Source organism: Neobacillus niacini (genome assembly GCF_048572935.1).
Lineage (GTDB): Bacteria > Bacillota > Bacilli > Bacillales > Cytobacillaceae > Neobacillus > Neobacillus niacini.
The window spans coordinates 1932573-1954287 of the sequence record NZ_CP183883.1; the positions used below are offsets into that span (position 1 = coordinate 1932573).

Sequence of the window (21715 nt, forward strand, 5' to 3'; positions counted from 1 at the left end):
CCTAGTGATTAGAATCACTCATTATTTAGAATTGTTTGAACACTTTGTGAAACGTTGAGCAATTAATAATATTTATAAGTTTATTAAGTAAAATAAGTAATTAATAGTAAAATCAGATTGAAAAGGGAAGGAGAGTAAATAATGTTAATCGAATTTATTGCAGTTACGGTAGAGGATGCAAAGTTAATTGAAAAATCAGGTGCAGACAGAATTGAATTGGTATCTGGATTAACAGAAGGCGGCATTACTCCAAGCTATGGATTAATCGAGAGAGTGGTTAATAGTGTTTCAATTCCTGTCAATGTAATGGTGAGACCGCATGGCCAATCTTTTTGTTATACTGAGGATGATTTCTCTATTATGAAAAACGATATTCGTATTATTCAATCGTTAGGGGCAAATGGCGTAGTATTTGGAGTACTCGATAAGAAAGGGGATGTTGATTTCCCCCGCCTTGAAGAGTTACTAACGGATATTGGTCCTATGGAGGTTACGTTTCACCGCGCGATAGATAGTTCCAATAATTTAATTAAGGCTGCTCAACAGTTGGATCAATACAAAGAGATAACGACCATTCTAACCTCTGGAGGATTTGGTGACTGGGAAACCCGCTTGGAAATACTAAAGAAAATGAAAGAAACTTGTACAAGTACAGACATCCTTATTGGCAGCGGCTTGACTAAGGAAAATATCAGCCAAGTACATACACAAGTAGCAACAAATTGCTATCACTTTGGCACCGCCATCAGAAAAAATCATAATACGCTCGAAAGTGTTTCCTTAGAAAAAGCAACTGAAATCGTTCATACCTTGAAATAAATGGGCATATTAAGTGTAATCTGACCAACGGAGGAAACCATGAAAACAGAAAAAGATCAAACAAGCGAAGGACTCAACCAAATCTTCGAAATCATCAATGCCAAAGGTGATACAGGCGAAATAAAACAAATTCTTCAGACCAATGAAACAGAGGACAACAAAGAAAAATAGGATGACGGTGCCTGTCACCGCTGGTGGACTCTTTCCACCTCAGGCGGACAGTAACGGGATAAAAAAGAGACTTCAACTTTTTTAGGTCGAGGTCTCTCTAGTTTTAAACTATTTATTTTAGTTATTAAATAACTAATTGCTCAGTTTTATGGCTAACCATGCTGTTATCCTGCTGTTTAATAATGGCTATAAATGGTTCCACGAATTGGGGATCGAATTGTTTGCCGGAGCAGGTCCTCAATTCAATAATGGCTTCCTCAAATGTTTTGGTTTTTTGATATGGACGTTCGGTGGTCATTGCATCAAATGAGTCGATAATACAAAGGATACGTGCCAGTTTTGGAATTGATTTTCCTTTTAGACCATAGGGATAACCGTTCCCGTCATAACGTTCATGATGAAGTTCAACTAATGGAATCAAGTCTTCTAATTTTTTATTGGTTGAAATAATTTCCTTTCCCCAGGTTACGTGCATTTTCATCATTTCCCATTCATGCGGCTCAAGCTTTCCTTTTTTATTTAAAATATCGCGAGGGATTTCAATTTTTCCAATGTCATGGATTAAGGCACCAAGAATCAACGTCTTCCGTTCATAATCACTTAAGGTAAGTATTCTTGAAAAATCAACGGCATATTGGTAAACACGTTTACTGTGCCGATAAGTATAAACATCCTTTGAAAGAAAGATTCGTAACTGATGTTCTGCTTCCTCTAATTCTTTTTCTAAAGAAAGAGACCGATGCGTTGAATATTCGGAATACTGATTATAAATATGAACAAGGTTTTTCCCTTGACCTTTGGCAGAGTACATCGCTTGATCTGCCTTGTTTAGAAGTTCAGAAGTGTTATAGGTTTCTTTTTCGCATTCTGCAATTCCAGCTGAAAAGGATAAACAGCCATAAGGGAGACGTTCCACACCTTTATAGTAGGTGTCATTTGTTTTTTTACGCAGCTCATTCATAAAAGAGATCGCTTTCTGACATGTAGTATTAGGCATTATGATAGAAAATTCTTCACCTCCATAGCGTGCTACTATGAAGTTTTCCTGTTCTGCTGCAGTTTTAATAAGTAATCCGAATTCCTGAAGAAGATGATCACCTTCAATATGTCCGTATAAATCGTTATATTTTTTAAAATCATCGATATCTAGAAGGACTACACATAACGGTTGGTCGTTTTCCTTTGCTGCCGCTACTTCTTCCACTAAAATCTCTTTAAAATATCCATGGTTATTCAGCCCGGTTAAAAAGTCTTTGTTTGCCTTCTCCGAAATTTCTTTAAATAAATGAAAGTGCTGCTTAAATGCTAAAGAAAGCAAAAAGGCAATACAGGTAAAGAGAAAAAGCCCGAATAACTTTTTAGCATCCATTAAAATGGCCAACACTAACGAAAGCATGAGCGTACTGAGGTAAGGAGAAATCGCTTCTTTAATAAGTTCTTTAAACACACTTTCAAAGCTTTCTGCAGCTGCTAGGATAAAGAATAATCCTATAAAAATGACATTCAGAGCAAAGTAAGTGAGTAAGGAAATCAAATAGGGAACTGAGTTGTTGATATGGATACTGCCGATGGTACCACCAAATAAAGTATATATGTAATATGAAATAGCAATCATTAAGACATAGCTGGAAAAATTAAATATATGTTTCCACCAGACAATTTTTCGTTGTGTAAATGCAAATAAAATCGAATTGATTAGCAATACCGCCAAAGTTAAATTCAGTCCAAATAAAAAAAGACTTGCTAGGTAGATTGAAGAATCCATAGAAAGAGAGTTGCCCTTTGGGGGAAGGAGTATAGGATAATGATTTAAAAGTAAAATGGCTCCAGCGAGTGCAAAAGTGATGATCCATTTGAAATTTGTATAAATCTGAAAATCATTAAATGCGAAAAAGGTGAAGAAACCTAATACTGAAACGAGAAAAAGATATTTATTGGTAGTTGTCTTTAAAAACTGCATTATTTCATCACTCTCATAATTAGATTGAAGAAAGTGAAATATCACTTTCCTCATTATAAATTCTTAATGATTATACTAATCTAAATCCAGATGTTAATGCAATAATAACAGATCCAATAATAATTGCATTGTATAGAATACCAGTCAATTTAAGGCCTTGTTTTTGGTCTTTTTTCATTTTAGTTCACCTCCCTTCATTGAAAGGGAAGCTGTTTTGCCTCTATTTGCCAAGGGATGTTTAACCATTAAGTATTGAATAAAATAGAAGATTCCGATATTCATAATGATATCGCCAATACTAATGATTTGTGTTCGTGGGTAAGGGTCACTTATTGGAATCACATCACCCAAAAATCCCAGATTTGATTCAGTTGTTAACATTGCATGTTTAGCATACAATCCATCTTTTAGAGCTTGGATATAGCCCGGATCTAAAACTGCTGCAGCCTCTACCGAAACAGGCATCCTGCCGCCATTAAGAACCATCACTAAAAAGTTTAAAAAGACCCCAATAAAAATAAGGATAAAGCCAGGATTTTTACGATTTAAAAATAAAAAAACCAATCCAATAATGTAGACAACGATATAAATAGATCCACTCAGTTGTCCTAAAAATACACTATCATTTTGCAGCGTAAATACAGTTAGTTGGACGACTAGCAACAGTGGGAATACCCAGCCCCACTTTAAATTTAACTGAGAAAAAGCCTTTAAATTACCCTTCCTGAGTAATCCTACAATAAACGAAATAAGTATGCCATCAAATACCATTAGTATTACCTGCCTATGCCTAGAATTAAATTAAATAAAAAAGAAGATTTAGTAAAGGGTAAATATTCCCATAATAACAATAATATTGCTGAATTTTGTCGAATTCAAGTATAAAATGTGAAATATTTGTGTATAAATTGGTGCCTGTCACCGCTCGTGGACACTTTCCACCTAGGGTGGACACTTTCCACCTAGGGTGAACACTTCCGCCCCTCAGGCGGACAGTTGCGGCCAAAAAAGACCTCAAACTATAAAAGTTTGAGGTCTTGATAGTGTTAATTTATCATGCAAGAGGTTCGAATCTACCTTGATTCCTTCTATATTATTGTTTTACAAATTGCTGATTAATGTAAGTGTACGTTTCTGACTGCCCTGAATCGCCGAGAAGCTTCAGTGTATTATCTACTAATTTTGCATCGGACATGCCTTTTACAGCCAGGTCTGCACGGAGACCTATACTGCCATTCTCGTAGATCGGACTGTATACCCACACAAACGATTCGAATGTTTGACTGAGTGCCATAATTACAACCTCTAGAGTGCCATTAACATCAAAATCATACTCTGTATGATAGAAGGAGAAACCTTCTTTTAGTACACCCTTTTCATCAAAAGGTGATACTTCTTCTGCATTAATCACCAAATCAAAGGGGGTTTCAATATTCTGGTTGTCGGTCAATACTATACTCTTACCACCCATTGGATTTCCTTGCCCGAAGATCATTTTTTGTTGTTCGCCATTTACATGGAAAACAAAGGGTTCTTCACTTTTCCATTCTTTAAATGGATTGAGATCAAGGTTTTTGACTTGCTCGGAGGCTGCTGCTTTCGTTGTTGTTGGAACGGATTCCACATTTTTTTTGTCTGCTAAGAGGTCATATCCAAAATATAACCCGCCTCCAACTGCAAGGGTAACGAACAGTACGCTGCTTACTTGAACACCATACTTTTTAAAAAACTTAAAAACAGTACCCGCACTCTCACTTTCAACTTCCTTTACCAATTTTCTAAAACTGTTTGTTGAAATCATCCTCAGCTCTTTTCGAGCACTTTTATTCTTCCAAATTGACCTTGGATGTGATTTCAAATATGCCTTTAGTGCCCGGTGATAATGATGATCGTGCTGAAGGTTTTTCTCAATCCACTTAATAAAGGATAACATTTGCTGATCGTCAGCATTTTTACTCATATAAGCGAATAGCTGAGGATAATAATAACTCCCTTTCTCATCATCAAACGCCGCTAGTATGTGCTGGAAGTATTTCTTTGAAATGTTATTCCGCAATACATTTTTTAATACCTCTCGAAGTTCTTCCCGGATAGAAGCTGATAACGGTTGAAGCGCCACCCCAACGGAAACAACAGGTGTGTGGAAAAGTTGTTGAAGCACCTTCAAAACTTCGTATTTATTGATGTTCTGATTATCCTTTAAAACATTTTCGGTAAGCCTGCCAGTCGAAAAATACGCATATGCCTCTATTTGGTTGAGGGTTATATTCTTCAATTCAATCTTATCTACTAACGCAATCTCTGAATAAACCATCATCCTGTCTTTTAATTTTGAAAAATCTACATCCAGGTTTGTTGCCTGAAATGCTTTTAGCGCATTCGCTGCTTTAAATAGGTCCGAGGCTTCTCTAACAGCGTTAGCCGTCTTTTGGATTGTCAGTATCCGAAAATAACGGTTCTTAATTAAATTAGGTGAAGTATCAAGTAGTATATTAATCTGTGCTAAAATGTCCTCCACACTTGTGAGGTTAAATTTTTTATCAAGAAAAGTCTTTATCAGAGGTGTGTAGTCTGGATTCTGATTAATAAACTCCAGTACATGTCTGTATGTATGGTTATGGTCTAGAATCATCTTCCATAGATCATGTATGATTGATTGGTCCTGGTAATGTTCGAGTGTATTCAGAATAAAGGCAAGCTCTTCATCCTTAAGGGAATTCTGGTTAGATTCTAGCACAGTTTTAAAAATTTCAATATCTCTGCTCAATACGAATGTCTCCCTTATCAGTTTCTACTATCATCGTAATCAATCATAGAAAAATTAAATAGTTAAATAAAAAGACCAGTTTGGCCCTCTTATTTTTCACTTTTAGAGATTGGAATAAATTTATTAAATATACCGATGCAGGTGACCTGCCCTAAGCCTATCTCGGAAAAATCAGTTTTATAGACTGAAAAAATGAAGTAATCTGATTCCGTTGTTCCCATATCGAAAACCTTTTCCCCAGCTAATGAAAGAATCCCTTTTTCTAGGATATTCGAAGATTGGTCCATCGCCTCGTGCGTAATCCATTCTACATATTGCGAACGTCCAGGTTTTGTTTCTGATAAGACAAATACAATGATGACTATCAATAGGATAATAGAAATGATCTTTTTCACTTTTCAACCCCTATTCTAATAATTGTTAATTTTACCTATTTTAAGTATAAAGTGGGAGGATATGCTTGTAAATACAATTGGAGAGATTAACCTTGGTGCTAACTCCCTAGTAATATGATAAATTATAACTAATTAACCATTAAGGAGATAACCCATTGTCAAGAAAATGTAAATGGACCATTGCATGCTTACTTTTCCTATTATTATTAAATGGACTTGGAATTTTAGCTGTAGAGCTTTTTGGAAAATAAGAAGGGTGTGCGATTTAGAAGGGCAGGAGTGATATATAGATGACAACGAACTTAACTGCGTCTCTTTCGAAAAAGCTTCTGTTTGGACTTCTCACGATTACGATAGGGGTTGAAGTAATCCTCTATTTAAGCGGCTACAGCCAATTAGCTGGTACCATATACGACGCCATTATGGTATCTTCTTTCTTTATCGGATTGAAGCTTCATCGTAGACTAAGTAATGGAATCAAAAAAACAAAGTTACAGCATATTCAACAATTTATTGGCGCCTTTTTACTCTTTATTCTCGGCAGCACCGTTATTAATATCTATTCCTCTTACGCTTTTCAAGATTTTAGCAATGATTATGAGCAATATGTTGAAGATTACACAGAAGTGGTATCTGCTGAGAATGAGATAGCAGAACCAAGCGAGTCGATTGAACCCGTTGAAAAAATGTGGGAAGTAATCAATGAAATCGATCGTGTAGGATACGATATTTTTACCGATATCCTTGCCGGTCTCGAAGAAGTTTGGCGATTGGCGTATATCATACTCATCCTGTTAGTTTTTAAAAAGGTCTTCCCAAAACGCTGGGAAAGCGGGCGGCGTGACGGTTTTGTCTTGATTGCGCTTTTTGTTACCTCTGTGCTATTTGGTATTGATCATACACTGAGTTCAATTCAATCATGGCAATATGAAATTGGTGCAATGGTTACCTTTGCCAATATGGGTTTATTGTTTGGATTTATCTTACTGTGGACGAGAAATCTCTGGGTGACGGTTCTGGTGCATTCAGTATATGATATCCTTGCCACGCTATCATGGTATTACGTTGAATTTATTCTTGAAATCACTGCATTGATACTTTTACCTATTTACCTGATTTTAATGGCAATAGGAAATCAAAAGGTCAAAAGGTCAAAAGGTCTGGTGAAATTGTAGGTACAGAGGATATAGCCAATTAAAATTGGAGGAAGTTACCTTAGATGGTAACTTCTTTTTTTGTAGATAAGTATTTTATTGCTAATAGAGGACAGATACCGAAAAAAGAACAAACTGTTTAAAAAATAGCCTCCCAGATTCATTTACATATAAAAAAATACGAATGATTTTTAAAAAAATAACAAAATCATCCGTATTTAATCGCTTACATTTTATTATTTTTCTATTTTACTACAATAAATGACTAAAAAAATGGCATAAAATATAAAAATTTTACAAAAAAAGACTATCAATCTACCAAATAAATTAGTAGAATAATTCTGCAATACTAAATCATTTGTCAAAGGGCGGATATAGTGTGAAGAGAAAGATAAAAAGAAGCATGAAAAGACGTGTCCTTAATAGTTTTCTTGCAGCAGGACTAGCACTAACAACAGTTCCATTAAATATTTTTCCTAGTACAGTGAATGCGGAAGGAGAAGTTGTCCCTGCTACAGCTACTCTACGAATCTTGGAGACTACGGACTTACACAGCAATGTTTTGCCATATGATTATTTTAAAGATGCACCCGTAACCAATTATGGATTAGCAAAAACTGCCACTCTCATTCAAGAAGCTAGAACACAAGTAAAGAACTCTATGCTATTTGATGCTGGAGATACGATTCAAGGAAACCCGCTGGCTAGTTATGTAGCGAAGGTTAAAAAGCTGGGACCAACTGATACTCATCCGATTTATAAAGCAATGAATTATTTAGATTATGATGCAGCAATTGTCGGAAACCATGAATTTAACTATGGGTTAGACTATTTAAAAGATGTTCTACAAGAAGCTGAATTCCCAGTTGTAAATGCGAATGTTTACCATGATGATAAAGATGGAAATCCAGACAACGATCAAAACTACTTTGACGCATATAAAATTCTCGATAAAGAAATTATTGATAATAACGGGAATAAATCAACAATTAAAGTTGGGGTAATTGGTTTTGTACCACCACAAATTATGCGTTGGGATAAAGATAACTTGACAGGTAAAGTTATCGCAAAAAATATTGTAGAGCAAGCTAACAAGTTTATTCCACAAATGAAAGCTGAAGGTGCAGATGTGATTGTCGCCATCGCGCACTCAGGCTGTGATATTTTAGAAGAAGGACAAGAAGAAGCTGAAAATGCAGTTTACGACTTAACAAAGGTCCCTGGAATCGATGCTATGTTATTTGGGCATGCTCACGTAAACTTCCCTGGTGATAAATCTTTTGACGGGAAACCAGGAATTGATAATGTTAAAGGTACAATCAATGGTACGCAGGCTGTTGAAGCAGGCTACTGGGGTAACAACCTTGGTGTGCTTGACCTAGCTTTAGTTCAAGACGCAAACGGAAAATGGATGGTTGATAAGGCAAATTCAACCTCTGTTAACCGCCCCGTAAGTGCGGATACTCAACAAGATGTAAATATCGTTAATGCTGTTTCAGCCGAACATAATGCTACACTTGAATACGTCCGTGGAAAAATTGGAACTACTGCGATTCCGATGCACAGCTTCTTTACCCGTGTAATGGATGACGCATCTACACAAATTGTTAACAATGCGCAAATGGATTATGTTAAAAAGTGGATTAAAACAAATGCACCTGAATACAAGGATGTTCCTGTTCTTTCAGCAGCTGCACCATTCAAAGGGGGCCGCGGAGGTGTAGCAGATTACACGAATATCACTAAAGGTGATGTAACAATTAAGAGTGCAGCGGATTTGTATCTGTTTGATAATACCTTAAAAGCTGTTGAGGTAAATGGTGATCAGGTTAAACGCTGGTTAGAAGAGTCAGCGAAACAGTTCAACACGATCAATCCAAACAGTACTGAACCTCAAGATTTACTTAATTATGATTTCCGTCCATATAATTACGATGTAATGGATGGAGTGAAATATGAAATCGATGTAACAAAGCCTGCTGGTCAGAGAATTACTAAATTAACATTGTTAGATGGAACACCAATCAATCCAGCACAAAAGTATATCGTAGCAACAAACAACTATCGTGCTGGCGGAAGCGGCGGCTTAGCTGAATTAAAATCAGCAAAGGTGGTAGTCGATTCACCATTTGAAAACCGCCAAATTCTTATGGATTACATTAGTGCTCAAGGTAAAATAGCACCGGCTCCAGATAACAACTGGAAGATAGCTCGTGTTGGCGGCAACGCCAAATTAGTTTTTAATACTGCTCCTGAAGCAGTTGACTATGTGGCAACTACTCCTAATGTAAAAAACCTTGGAGATTCTACAACTAAACCTGGCTATAAATTATTTGAATTAGATCAAAACATCCATGTTCAATTATTAGGAATTAATGATCTACACGGGCAGCTAGACTACTCTGCAAAAGTAAATGGACAGCCTGCAGGTGGAATTGCCTACTTATCAGGTTATTTAAAGGATAGAGAATTACAAAATAATGCTCAAACGATCATGCTGCACGCGGGGGATGCGGTTGGTGCGAGTCGTCCAGTGTCTGCGCTGTTACAGGATGAACCAACTATACACTTCTTGAATGAAATTGGTTTTGACCTTGGAACAGTTGGTAACCATGAATTTGATGAAGGTGTTAAAGAAATGAAGCGCCTAATCGAAGGTGGATCACATCCTGCAACTGCTGCTAAGTACGGTGAATTTGAAGGAGCAGATTTCCCTTACGTTGTTGCAAACGTTGTTGATGAAAAAACAAATCAGTTAATTTTACCTCCTTATTCGATAAAAGAAGTAGATGGAGTGAAAATTGGATTTATCGGTGTTATTACAACTGAAACACCAAGTATTGTTACCGCAAGCGGGGTAGCAGGCGTTAAATTTACAGATGAAGTTGAAGCGATCAATAAATATGCAAAAGTACTTAAGGACCAAGGAATAAAATCAATCGTTGTTTTAGCACATAATCCAGGAACTTCTGCGACAGATGGAACAAAACCAACTGGTGAAGTAGTGGAGTTTGCTAATCAAGTTGATGATGAAGTCGACGTTATCTTTGGTGCTCATGATCATAAATACTTGAATTCAACCGTTGATGGTAAATTACTTGTTCAATCTTATTCATATGGTACGGCATTCTCAGATATTGATTTAACAATCAATCCTGAAACAGGTGATATTACTGGAAAATCAGCAGAAATCGTTACAACATTCCAAACTCCAGAATTCTTAGATGAAGGAGTTAAGGCCGAACTTGATGCCTACATGGCTGATATTGCTCCAACCATTAATGAAGAAGTTGGGGTAGCTGCTGTTGAGATTACTCGTACAGCGAATGAAGCTGGTGAATCAGCATTAGGAAATCTAATTGCAGATTCTATGCGTGACGCGACAAAGGCTGATTTTGCTTTCATGAATTCAGGCGGTATCCGTGACAACCTTAATCAAGGCCCTATTACTTGGGGAGAGTTGTTTGCGATTCAACCGTTTGGTAATGACGTTGTTACTATGAAAGTAACGGGAGTACAAATCAGAACATTATTAAATCAGCAATTTAGTGCTGATAGAAATAGAATTATGGCTGTCTCTGGTCTGAAGTACACATGGTCAGTAGAAAAGCCGCTTGGTGAAAAAGTTCTAGATATTTTCCTTCCAAACGGGAAAAAGATTGACCCTAATGCAGTATATACGATAGCGGTAAATAACTTTATGGCAGATGGCGGGGACGGATATACCATTCTGAAACAGGGTAAAGACCGTAAAGTATGGTTAACGGATTTAGATACTTTAGTTAACTATGTAAAAGCACAAACCAAACCAATTTCGGCAGCCATTGAAGGCAGAATTTTAAATGCCAAAGAGGCAACTGTCGATTCTCCAGCAACAGGAAATGGAAATGGAAATGGAAATGGAAATGTCACCGATAAGCCGGCTGATAAACCTGCTGGAAAACCTATACCAAACACAGCTACGAGTATGTATAACTTGTTATTAACGGGTATCCTTTTTGTTGGACTTGGTATAACATTATTTATTAGAAGAAGAAAAGTACAGAATTAATTTGAAGCAACCTTACTCTTCATCGAGTAAGGTTGTTTTTAATATAAACAGCTTATAGTGCTTTTCGGTGCATATTTTGTTATTATGTAGATGTCTACATATATCAATCAATGATTATCCTTTTGGAGGTTTATATGAATAACCAGATAAAAGTAATGACTGTTTTTGGGACCAGACCGGAAGCAATTAAAATGGCTCCGCTAGTAAAAGAGTTAGCGAAACAGAATGATAAAATTAAATCTATTGTAACTGTTACAGCACAACATAGAGAAATGCTAGACCAAGTTTTAAAAATATTTCAGATTCAACCAGACTATGACCTAAATATCATGAAAGACCGCCAATCCTTAATTGATGTAACTACCCGCAGTTTAGAAGGATTGAATAAAGTGTTTCAAGAGGTTAAACCTGATATCGTGTTGGTTCATGGTGATACCACAACAACGTTTGTGGCAAGTTTGGCTGCTTTTTATAACTCTATTCCTATTGGGCATGTCGAGGCTGGCCTGCGTACAGGGAATAAATATTCTCCTTACCCTGAAGAGATGAACCGACAGCTTACAGGAGTATTAGCAGATCTGCATTTTTCACCAACCACTCAATCGAAGGAAAACCTATTGGTTGAAAATAAGCGGGAAGATTCCATTTTTGTTACCGGAAATACTGCGATTGATGCGTTAAAAACAACTGTAAAAGACCAGTATTCCCATCCAGTATTAGATAATCTTGGCAGTGATCGGTTAGTATTGATGACGGCACATCGCAGAGAAAATCTAGGAAAACCAATGGAGAATATGTTTAATGCAATCAGAAGATTGGTTGAAAAGCACGAGGATATCCAGGTGGTGTATCCAGTGCATATGAATCCAGTTGTTCGAGAGATTGCGAATAGAGTTCTGGGGGAAAATAACCGCATCCACTTAATTGAGCCATTAGATGTAATCGATTTTCATAATTTTGCTTCCAGGGCCTATTTGATTCTAACGGATTCTGGTGGTGTACAAGAAGAAGCACCGTCTTTAGGAGTTCCGGTACTTGTTTTAAGAGATACCACGGAGCGGCCTGAAGGAGTTACGGCAGGTACACTAAAACTTGCTGGTACAGATGAAGAGACCATATATAAACTTGCGGATGAACTACTGTCTGATAAAGAAGCGCATGACCAAATGAGTAAGGCGTCTAATCCATATGGTGATGGGCACGCTTCCGAAAGAATCGTTAAAGCAATAATGTATCATTTTAACCTAACAAATGAAAAACCAACGGACTTTGGGGAATTTTAAAATAGAGAAAGCTGACTTGTATAGGAAGTCAGCTTTTCTTATTCATAAATATATTTATTACTACTCGAAAGAATTTTTTCATTTTGATCGATTACCTTGACCATAATTTCCGTGCCCTTTTTTAATTCAGTAAAAGGAATAGTAATATTTGTTGTATTTCCAGAAATTTTATCAGCCGCCGTTCCGTCAATAAAGACATAACTATTGTGTGTGAAATTTTGCCCTTTTACAACTATCTTGTCTTTACCTTTACGAATAGATATCGAAGTGATTTTTGGATCCTTGTATCCTAAACGGTAGTTCGTGCTAACCTCAATTTTCTTATTGTCATTGAAATACATTTTACCAAATAAAATATCGTACTGAAGCATCTTTAATTCAGTTAGTGTCTCATTATCCATCTGCTCTACTGCGTAGAAATCTTCCCTAGGTATTTTTGATAACCCATCATTTAAGTATTTCGAAAGCAAATAATTCGTAAAAGGATTACCAGTTAAACCTGCTCGATTTAAGATAACAGGAGTCAGCATGGACGAACCAATATTAATACTTTCCTTCTTGTTACTGTAATTATCCCAGATTAATAACGGTGTCGAATACATATTTAAATATTCTTCATAAGAATCAGTACCTTGGTAGAAGTTTGCCTCTTCATAAACCATGTATTCATTCCCTAGTAAAGGGAGATGGTCACCAAAAAAGATAAGAATAGTCTTTTTGTCCATAGTATTTAATTCATTAATTAATCTTTCAAGGTCTTGGTCGATATCCAATAGGTTATCTGAGTAAACCTCTAACATGCTTTCTGCCTCATCTGAAAAAGAGGCATCGCCCTTTAAATGCGTTTCAATTGTTGAAAAGGCCTCCTTCTGGTCAGTAGAATAAGGACCGTGGTTTTGAGTAGTAACAGCAAAAATAAAATTTGGTTTGCCACTATTTTCTTGTTTTAGCTTTTTTAAAATTTCATCTGTGACACATTTGTCTCGGAAAAAAGGACCATGAGCAATCGGATTTCCCATAAATTCCATACTAATAAATCGATCAAAACCTAAATCCCTGTAAACGCCGGATCGGTCATAAAACCAGTGATGCCAGGAATGAATTGCGGTTGTATCATAGCCTTGTTTTCTTAAGATAGTTGGAAGAGAAGGCAGAGGTTTCTTAACATAATTCAAATAGGCGATAGAGCCAGAGGGTAAAAAATGTGTTGATAACCCAGTTAATGCTTCAAATTCCGTATTAACCGTAGACCCGCCAAACACAGTTACATTAAGTGACCCTGAGCTTGCTTCCTGTTGAAGTTGATGAAAATACGGTAATGGATCTTGATTGAACACTACACTTTCCATTTTAGTTGGATCCCAAAAGGCTTCATTCATAATCATAATAATATTGGGTTTATCATTATCGTTTGGATATTCAGGTACATCTGATTTAGAAATAATGGTATTGATGGCTGATTGGGAGTAACCAATAGGTATCTCTTGTTTCAACCATTTCAAGTTTTGAATAAAACCTGCCATTAGCCCATCTATTTCATAGGTGGTTCTTTGATCTGTCATTTGATAAATAATCATTAACTTTCTCTTAAGGAATGTGGAGTCATTAGAACTTTCGATTCTAAAAATAACGATGAATGCTGTTAGCAAAACAACAGAAGTTAAAAATCTAATCAAATTAGAACCCTGTTGATTTGGGATTTTATAAACTAGAAAAATGCCCAATAGGCTTAACACAACAAGGAAGACAATAGTCCAAAAGAGTAATGTCCCAGAGAAAAACTCAGCCATACTTCTCGCTTCTGCTGCAAGAGAGAGATCAGTTGGTAAAACAGGCACGCCGCGAATCCCTTGTTTCACATTTGAAGCTAAACCAAGAAATAACAATGGGATGGTTATTAGATAGGAAAGAATAATATAAAGTTTTCTTTTGAACATATGTAAGCTTGCTAATAGCAAAAATAATAATAAAAAATTATAGGTGAAAGGTCTAGTGTAATCTTTTGTCCATTCAAGAGCAGCATTAAACCCTCCTCGATAAAGGACTTCCGTTAAGAAAATTGTGATAAAGGATTGGATTCCCGTCATTATCAAGGCATAGATTGGTTCTTTGTGTTTTATCTTTAACATTTGGACCCCTTTCGACACCAAAATCATTGAATTTAATTTACCCTAATTGTGTACTTATATGTTTTTAGGTTAGAAAAGAACAACATAACCAGTGTAGAAATCATACAAGCACCTTAGATAGCAAACTACTACATTCTTGTTTATTGATTCTCGTTATGGAATAATTAGTTAAAAATGTAGATGATTCGTTAATTAGTAAAGTTCGGAAAGTGTTGGTCTTAGTATATCAAAGAAAGGGAGTATTAGATTGAAAAAAGTAAAAAAGGCTATTATACCTGCTGCAGGTCTAGGCACACGTTTTTTACCCGCAACAAAGGCAATGCCGAAGGAAATGCTGCCGATTCTTGATAAACCTACGATACAATATATTGTGGAAGAAGCGATAGAGTCTGGAATAGAAGATATTATCATTGTAACAGGAAAAGGTAAGAGGGCAATTGAAGACCACTTTGATTCCGCGTATGAGCTTGAACAAACCTTAATCAGTAAAGAAAAATTCGATTTATTAAAAAAGGTTCAAGAGCCATCCAAATTAGTTGATATCCATTATATTAGACAGAAGGAACCAAAAGGACTAGGACACGCTGTTTGGTGTGCTAGAAACTTTATTGGCAATGAACCTTTTGCAGTTTTACTTGGTGATGATATTGTTCAAGCAGAAACCCCGTGTTTAAAACAGTTAATAAATGAATATGATCGAACCCATTCCTCCGTTATTGGAGTAAAGAGGGTTCCTGATAATGAGACAAATCGTTATGGAATCATTGATCCTATTGAACAACAAGGGCGCTCATTTCAGGTCAAAAACTTTGTCGAAAAGCCTGAAATAGAAAAAGCTCCTTCTAACTTGGCGATAATAGGGAGATATGTGTTTACTCCTGATATCTTTATGTTTTTAGATAAACAGGAAGTGGGAGCTGGAGGAGAAATCCAGTTGACAGATTCAATTCAGAATCTAAACAAAATACAACGTGTCTTTGCATATGAATTTGAAGGAAACAGATATGATGTAGGAGAAAAACTTGGATTTATTGAAACTACAATAGAGTTTGCACTTAAAAATAAGGATTTAAAGGAGAATCTGCTAAAGTTTTTGAAGTCAAAAATTGAAGAACATGAACATTTCTAAAAATATTATCTGTAAAATAAGCAACTCTTATAAGTGTCCAATTCATTCCAATTTAATGTTTTTTTGGTGTGATTTAGGTATAATATCCTTTGGGTTGATTTTTTAATACATCAGAGAAATAAAGGGGGTCATTTCCATGGCGATTTTAGTTACAGGAGGTTCTGGTTATATCGGAAGTCACACCTGTGTAGAGCTATTAAATGCTGGATATGAAATCATAGTTGTTGATAATTTTTCAAATAGTAAGCCCGAATCATTAACTCGTGTTAAAGAGATCACTGGCAAGGATTTTAAGTTTTATGAAGTAGATATACTTGACCAGGAAGGGCTTGAAAAGGTTTTTTCGGAGAATCATATTGAAGCAGTTATCCATTTTGCTGGTCTAAAAGCTGTTGGAGAGTCTGTGTCCATACCTTTACATTATTATCATAATAACATAACGGGAACACTTATTCTTTGCGAGGTAATGAATAAATATGGTGTAAAAAAATTGGTATTTAGCTCATCAGCTACTGTTTATGGATTACCTGAACAAGTTCCGATTTCAGAGGATTTTCCGCTTTCTGCAACAAATCCCTATGGACGTACGAAGCTCATGATAGAAGAAATTTTAGGTGATTTGTTTATCTCGGATGAAAGTTGGAGTATTGCTCTTTTACGTTATTTTAATCCTATTGGAGCACATGAAAGTGGCCGAATCGGTGAAAATCCAAATGGCATTCCTAACAATCTAATGCCATATATTACACAAGTTGCAGTAGGAAAATTGAAAGAGTTACAAGTTTTTGGAAATGATTTTCCAACTATTGATGGTACTGGTGTAAGGGACTACATCCATGTAGTTGATTTATCAAAAGGACATTTAAAAGCACTTGAAAAGGTACTTCAGACAACGGGTGTAGAACCATATAATTTGGGTACAGGTAAGGGATATAGTGTTTTGGAGCTTGTTTCAGCTTTTGAAAGCGCCTCTGGCAGAAAAATCCCCTACAAAATCGTTGATAGGAGACCTGGTGACGTTGCCGTAAGCTATGCAAACCCACAGAAAGCGAAGTTAGAACTTAACTGGACAGCTGAAAAAGGGGTAAAGGAAATGTGCGAGGATTCCTGGAGATGGCAAAAATCAAATCCTGAAGGATATTAAAAAAGATGACTTTCCTAACGAAAAGTTTAGGGAAAGTCATCTTTTTCATTTTATATTAATAGTTTTTCTCAATATACTTTACCATGTCAACAACATTAAATTTCTTAGAGGTATCAAGAGCGTTTTTCTTCAACTCGAGAACCTTTGCATCGTCTAATCTAATAAATGTTTCGAGGGCAATTTTTAAATCTTCGCTGCTTTTCGGAGTAGTTAAAAACCCATTAAACCCGTTTTCCAATGCTTCTGGAATACCGCCTACACTAGAAGCAATAACAGGTATTCCTGCTGAAAATGCCTCTACTAATGTATAGGGAAAACCTTCTTGGATAGATGGCATAATAAGGATATCATAGTTCCGGAGTGTTTTAATCACTTGATCGGGATTCATAAAACCACAATTTCTAACATTGTTTGTATTCATTTCTTTAATTGTTTGGTCTACATACTCTTTCAAAGGACCGTCACCGTAAAAATCAACAGTTAGTTTATTTTTTAATTCACTTTTATTGATTTCCTTTAAAGCTTCTAAAAGATAAGGGAGTCCCTTCTCTTCGATATATCTCCCAAGGAAAACCACTTTTCTGCTGGAGGCTGTATGACTTAATTTGGTTTCCTCAATTTCTACACCATTATAGATTGTTTCAATCCTATCTAATGGAATATTGTTAGAGTTTAAAGTTTTTTTAACATCATCGGAAACGGCTATAATTTTGCTATATCGCTTTAAAGCTGATATATAAACGAGTTCAATACCTTTTCTTAACTTAAGTCGATTTGGTATCCATCCATGAGCAGTTGTTATGAAGTTGCCCTTGAAACCGGCTAGACCGACAGCGATAGCTGCCATTAAGGTTGCCCGCGGACTATGAACATGGATCGTATCAGGATTCATTTGTTTAATAAGTTTCGACATAGACAAGATACTTGAACTGCCTCTATTAACGGTTTGTACCTGTATATTTTTCATCCCTTTTAATTCTTCTTCGATTTTAGTGTTTTCAGGTACAATAATAGACAGATTAAACTTGCTTCTATCCAGGTATCTGCAAATGTCTAATACATGACGCTCTGCACCGCCATAGGCTGAATTTAAGATAATCAAGAGAATATTTTTTTTCATTTTGACGTTCCTTTATGTGTAGATTCTTTTGTTAAGAGTGTTGAAATAATTAAGCCAACCATAACTGGTAATGAATAGTGTCCAAATGTATTAATTCCGAATGAACAAATTAAAAAGAATGTGCTGATTAAGAATAGATCAATATTTTTACTATTTAATGATTTCCAATTCACCTTGATCATTTTAGCAAGCAAATAAAGGAGAATTCCAAATCCAATCAGACCCGTTTGAAGAAGCCAATCGAAATACAAATTATGAGCACTAAATCGAAGAATACCTTCACTGTCAGATACAGCACCATGAAAGTACTTTCCTATTATTAAATCAGAAGAACCCAGTCCATAACCGAAAAAGGAATAAATATCAAACTTGCCAATAAGGCCCCAAATCACTTTCCAAATATCGATGCGGTCATCGTGTAATAACCCCTTAAACCTTGACGATAATGGGGAATTCAAAATTAGGAAGACCAGTAATATAATTGAAACAAGAGAAATGGACAAAGTTTTGACTAAGACCTTTTTCTCTTTAAAGTTGTTTTTCAAGACAAGGACAACAAAAGTTAACATGAGAGTTAAGATTAGTGAAAGTGTTATCGTGCGTGATAGTGTTAAAAATAAAAAGTAAATCAATAGTAAGCAAGCCGCTAAATGGATATAAATATATGTCTTATTTATCTTTTTAGAAAGATTATTTTTTAGTGTAGATATAAAGTAAAACAGCGCAATCCCAATATACATTCCTAAAAAGTTGGGATCCGTTGCAAATTGACCTTCGATATACCCCAGCCGATCGCCGCCAAAATTATAAGTATCTAGGAAGAAATACAACACTTTCAATTTTAATAGTATTGTAAATACAAGCATCCCCCAAGAAAACCAAGCCCATAACTTGCGGTAGTCAAATAAGTAAAGTAAATAGGCTGCAGCAATAGACGATACTAATAGGAAGATATTTGTTATACCCTTATTAACATCTATAGACCATATAAGGGTAATAATAGATATTAAAATAATGACAGTATAATATTTTATCGTTTTAAAATGAATGATATCTTTAAACCAAATGACAGAAAGCAGTAAAGGTCCGTAATAAATTCCAATAATAAACGGGCTCTTTAGTGCCAGGGTCTCACTCAAAAATGGTATATACCCAATTAAAAAGGGCATGGAAAACATGATAAATTTCAAGTAATTTCTTAAAAAAACTTCAATCCAGTACTTATTTATGGCCATTTATATACAACCTTTCACAAAGTTCAGCCACTTGAGCTGTATCGAACCCTTTTGAAAGTATTTTATTAACTATTATTTGATATTCTGGGACACGCTTATTCACCAATTCTAAGATTGTATTCGACCAATGATCTAATGTTAAATTTAGATCATTGTAAACAAGCAGACCAAGGTCCATATCTACTTCAGTTGTGATGGTATTCGAAAGAACAGCTGGAATACCGGCAGCTTGTGCTTCAACAATAACAGTAGGAAGACCCTCAAAAAGAGAGGGGAATAACATGATATCAAATGTGCGTAAAACCATTGGCACATCATTTGTAACTCCAAAGAAAGTCACATTTTCGCTCATCCCTAATTCGTTCACTTTACTTTCAATATCAGATCTAAGCGGCCCGCCGCCAACTAAAACGAGATGAAAATCGGGATGAGTTTTTACTAAGTGATGGAAAACCTCGATTAGAAACAAATGATTTTTTGGTGTTGTAAAGCTGCCAACATGACCAACAATTTTTTTGGAAAGAGGGATACCTAGCTGACTTCGTATTTCATTTTTATCCATCTGCCAAACTGATTTAAATTGATCTAATTGAACTGAATTTGGAATAAAAACGGAACGTTTATCTTTCTTGAAATTACTGCCATAAAGAGCCTGACCAGCCTTATCTGAACAGTAAAATAACAATGTGGAGTTATTCTTAATTAAGGTTTCCATTATCATTTTATACATTTTTCTTAAAGGATTAGAAACTTTAAAATCCCTGGAAGTATGGCTGTGAGAAATTCGCACAGGTATTTTTGCATTCCTGGCAGTTTGGACGATAACACCTGAAAAATGATGAATATGACTATGAATCGCATTGAACGGGCCATTAGTTGTTAATACTTCTTTTAAGAGCTTTTTGTATTTTCTAATTCCAATCGAGCTTGGTGAAGGCAATGGATAGATATTGCCCCCCAGCTCCTTAATTTCATCTATATAGTGTCCCGCGGGATCATGAACTAAAAAATCAAACTGAATCTCACTTCGGTTGATATTTCTATATAGGTTCATAATAAATGTTTCTGCTCCGCCCCTGTCCATTTTCTCAATAACTTGGAGCACTCTGATCATTTGCTTCACCCTTTTTACTCGTTCTCAAGATATAAATAAACACACATAAATGGCATAGAAAATTAATGATACTCGTTAGTAAGTAGGCAATGGATATACCGTATATGCCATCTTTTATTAAAATAAAGCTAAATATTGCATTAGATAGTAAGACGATTGACAATATAAAAGGCTGCACTTTGAAATATCTAGCAGCGGTAATACCGTAACCAAAAATAGAGCTTATAAATAGAAATACAGCGCCAATCATAATAAGTTTAAACTCATCGTAATAATTTGCAAAATCCGAGTTATATAATAAGACTAATAATTTGTCTCCAACCAAATACACAAATGCAACAAGAGAAAGTCCTAATATGATCGTAAAAATAATCAATTGAATTTGAAGCTTGATGAATTGGGCAAGTTTTTTCTGTTGAAAATATAAAGAGAGTCTAGTCATACTAGCTTGTCCAAAAGCATTAACGATGGTGCTGCCAATTATTGTTACATATACAATCGAGGTATAATACCCTAGTTCACTGGTACCAATATTGTATTCAATAAAATATTTTGGAACATTGTCAATTAGTGAAATAATAAGGACCACTAATCCTAATGGAATACTTTTCTTGGTAAGCATAACAAGTTTTTTTCTATCAAGTTTAAAGTGTATTCTTTCATTTAGCTTTTTAAAATCATAGTAAAGTAAAAAAATAAATGAAACATTAACCAGTATTACACCAATCAAAAGACTGTTAAGGAAAAATACCCCAATGAAATAAAGGACGATATAAAGAATTCCTCGAATGATTAATGATTTGGATATGTCATCAAATCTTTCTTCTTGCTGGAACTTTCCATAAAAAATGTCGCTAATGGATTCAAAAAATTTTATTAGCGCTATTCCTATTAAAACTAAGTTAAACACCAAATCATAATTAAGGAACATTGCAAGAATAATTACTGCTGCAAGAGAAAGAATAGATAACAGGAATCTTAGCTGAAAATATTCTTGAAAAGAATATTCATTTTTATGGTCTGTAGCTACAACGGAACGCAGCTGCAGACTTGAAAATAAGAAAATGGGGGTTGTTATGGCAAAAGCTAAATTAAACTCCCCTAAAATTAAAGATGAGCCAACCTTCGCAATAATCGAAAGTATGGCCCATTGGCAAGCCGAATATATAATGTTACCAAAAAACGTCCAAGATATATTTTTTAGCAATAAGTTCTTATTCAAAAGTTTTTTCGTAAGTCCCATA

At 35.5% G+C, this 21715-nt stretch carries 16 protein-coding genes; 7 read left to right on the forward strand and 9 right to left on the reverse strand.

The window, feature by feature from the left end; translation table 11 throughout:
• The first annotated feature begins 141 nt into the window (after window positions 1-141).
• Window positions 142-819 carry a copper homeostasis protein CutC gene (locus ACN6MT_RS09045; protein ID WP_419955620.1) on the forward strand — a complete coding sequence of 226 codons (678 nt, stop codon included), beginning with the start codon at window positions 142-144 and terminating at the stop codon, window positions 817-819.
• 39 nt (window positions 820-858) lie between these two features.
• Window positions 859-990, forward strand: a complete 132-nt coding sequence (locus ACN6MT_RS09050) for a hypothetical protein (protein WP_268875053.1) — start codon at window positions 859-861, stop codon at window positions 988-990.
• Between the two features lie 124 nt (window positions 991-1114).
• Here the strand turns inward: ACN6MT_RS09050 and ACN6MT_RS09055 are convergent, their stop codons facing one another.
• From ACN6MT_RS09055 to ACN6MT_RS09070, 4 genes are all read right to left on the reverse strand, one after another.
• On the reverse strand, window positions 1115-2950 hold the full coding sequence (locus ACN6MT_RS09055) for a diguanylate cyclase (RefSeq protein ID WP_419955621.1): 1836 nt from the start codon (window positions 2948-2950) through the stop codon (window positions 1115-1117).
• Between the two features lie 174 nt (window positions 2951-3124).
• On the reverse strand, window positions 3125-3721 hold the full coding sequence (locus ACN6MT_RS09060; protein WP_419955622.1) for a DUF5317 domain-containing protein: 597 nt from the start codon (window positions 3719-3721) through the stop codon (window positions 3125-3127).
• Between the two features lie 322 nt (window positions 3722-4043).
• Entirely contained in the window at window positions 4044-5717 is a 1674-nt protein-coding gene (locus ACN6MT_RS09065; protein WP_419955623.1) for a hypothetical protein, read from the reverse strand.
• A gap of 89 nt (window positions 5718-5806) precedes the next feature.
• Window positions 5807-6112: a hypothetical protein gene (locus tag ACN6MT_RS09070; RefSeq protein ID WP_419955624.1), complete on the reverse strand. Its 306-nt coding sequence runs from the start codon at window positions 6110-6112 to the stop codon at window positions 5807-5809.
• 290 nt (window positions 6113-6402) lie between these two features.
• Here ACN6MT_RS09070 and ACN6MT_RS09075 point away from each other — a divergent pair, with 290 nt between their 5' ends.
• From ACN6MT_RS09075 to wecB, 3 genes are all read left to right on the forward strand, one after another.
• Window positions 6403-7287 carry a CPBP family intramembrane glutamic endopeptidase gene (locus ACN6MT_RS09075; RefSeq protein ID WP_419955625.1) on the forward strand — a complete coding sequence of 295 codons (885 nt, stop codon included), beginning with the start codon at window positions 6403-6405 and terminating at the stop codon, window positions 7285-7287.
• A 358-nt stretch (window positions 7288-7645) separates the two neighbouring features.
• Window positions 7646-11317 carry a bifunctional 2',3'-cyclic-nucleotide 2'-phosphodiesterase/3'-nucleotidase gene (locus ACN6MT_RS09080; RefSeq protein WP_419955626.1) on the forward strand — a complete coding sequence of 1224 codons (3672 nt, stop codon included), beginning with the start codon at window positions 7646-7648 and terminating at the stop codon, window positions 11315-11317.
• Window positions 11318-11451: 134 nt separating this feature from the next.
• A complete protein-coding gene (gene wecB, locus ACN6MT_RS09085; protein WP_419955627.1) occupies window positions 11452-12600 on the forward strand; it encodes a non-hydrolyzing UDP-N-acetylglucosamine 2-epimerase in 1149 nt (382 codons plus the stop codon).
• A 38-nt stretch (window positions 12601-12638) separates the two neighbouring features.
• On the opposite strand, the gene ACN6MT_RS09090 is transcribed toward wecB, so the two are convergent.
• Window positions 12639-14729, reverse strand: a complete 2091-nt coding sequence (locus ACN6MT_RS09090; protein WP_419955628.1) for an LTA synthase family protein — start codon at window positions 14727-14729, stop codon at window positions 12639-12641.
• A 247-nt stretch (window positions 14730-14976) separates the two neighbouring features.
• Here ACN6MT_RS09090 and galU point away from each other — a divergent pair, with 247 nt between their 5' ends.
• On the forward strand, window positions 14977-15858 hold the full coding sequence (gene galU / locus ACN6MT_RS09095) for a UTP--glucose-1-phosphate uridylyltransferase GalU (protein WP_063251989.1): 882 nt from the start codon (window positions 14977-14979) through the stop codon (window positions 15856-15858).
• A 136-nt stretch (window positions 15859-15994) separates the two neighbouring features.
• Entirely contained in the window at window positions 15995-17002 is a 1008-nt protein-coding gene (gene galE, locus ACN6MT_RS09100) for a UDP-glucose 4-epimerase GalE (RefSeq protein ID WP_419955629.1), read from the forward strand.
• Window positions 17003-17057: 55 nt separating this feature from the next.
• On the opposite strand, the gene ACN6MT_RS09105 is transcribed toward galE, so the two are convergent.
• The 4 genes from ACN6MT_RS09105 to ACN6MT_RS09120 are packed head-to-tail and all read right to left on the reverse strand — an operon-like array spanning window position 17058 to window position 21714.
• On the reverse strand, window positions 17058-18122 hold the full coding sequence (locus ACN6MT_RS09105) for a glycosyltransferase family 4 protein (RefSeq protein ID WP_419955630.1): 1065 nt from the start codon (window positions 18120-18122) through the stop codon (window positions 17058-17060).
• Window positions 18119-19357 carry an O-antigen ligase family protein gene (locus ACN6MT_RS09110; protein ID WP_419955631.1) on the reverse strand — a complete coding sequence of 413 codons (1239 nt, stop codon included), beginning with the start codon at window positions 19355-19357 and terminating at the stop codon, window positions 18119-18121. The genes ACN6MT_RS09105 and ACN6MT_RS09110 overlap by 4 nt, the downstream gene beginning before the upstream one ends.
• Window positions 19344-20471, reverse strand: coding sequence for a glycosyltransferase family 1 protein (locus ACN6MT_RS09115; RefSeq protein WP_419955632.1), 1128 nt, complete (start codon window positions 20469-20471; stop codon window positions 19344-19346). Before ACN6MT_RS09115 ends, ACN6MT_RS09110 begins: the two co-directional genes overlap by 14 nt.
• Entirely contained in the window at window positions 20446-21714 is a 1269-nt protein-coding gene (locus tag ACN6MT_RS09120) for an oligosaccharide flippase family protein (RefSeq protein WP_419955633.1), read from the reverse strand. The genes ACN6MT_RS09115 and ACN6MT_RS09120 overlap by 26 nt, the downstream gene beginning before the upstream one ends.
• Window position 21715 lies beyond the last annotated feature (1 nt).

Bases quoted from the DNA above. Each gene is read 5' to 3' on its own strand.
- ACN6MT_RS09045 (WP_419955620.1), top strand. From the start codon at position 142: ATGTTAATCGAATTTATTGCAGTTACGGTAGAGGATGCAAAGTTAATT.
- ACN6MT_RS09050 (WP_268875053.1), top strand. From the start codon at position 859: ATGAAAACAGAAAAAGATCAAACAAGCGAAGGACTCAACCAAATCTTC.
- ACN6MT_RS09055 (WP_419955621.1), bottom strand. From the start codon at position 2,950: ATGCAGTTTTTAAAGACAACTACCAATAAATATCTTTTTCTCGTTTCA.
- ACN6MT_RS09060 (WP_419955622.1), bottom strand. From the start codon at position 3,721: ATGGTATTTGATGGCATACTTATTTCGTTTATTGTAGGATTACTCAGG.
- ACN6MT_RS09075 (WP_419955625.1), top strand. From the start codon at position 6,403: ATGACAACGAACTTAACTGCGTCTCTTTCGAAAAAGCTTCTGTTTGGA.
- wecB (WP_419955627.1), top strand. From the start codon at position 11,452: ATGAATAACCAGATAAAAGTAATGACTGTTTTTGGGACCAGACCGGAA.
- ACN6MT_RS09090 (WP_419955628.1), bottom strand. From the start codon at position 14,729: ATGTTAAAGATAAAACACAAAGAACCAATCTATGCCTTGATAATGACG.
- galE (WP_419955629.1), top strand. From the start codon at position 15,995: ATGGCGATTTTAGTTACAGGAGGTTCTGGTTATATCGGAAGTCACACC.
- ACN6MT_RS09105 (WP_419955630.1), bottom strand. From the start codon at position 18,122: ATGAAAAAAAATATTCTCTTGATTATCTTAAATTCAGCCTATGGCGGT.
- ACN6MT_RS09110 (WP_419955631.1), bottom strand. From the start codon at position 19,357: ATGGCCATAAATAAGTACTGGATTGAAGTTTTTTTAAGAAATTACTTG.
- ACN6MT_RS09115 (WP_419955632.1), bottom strand. From the start codon at position 20,471: ATGATCAGAGTGCTCCAAGTTATTGAGAAAATGGACAGGGGCGGAGCA.
- ACN6MT_RS09120 (WP_419955633.1), bottom strand. From the start codon at position 21,714: ATGGGACTTACGAAAAAACTTTTGAATAAGAACTTATTGCTAAAAAAT.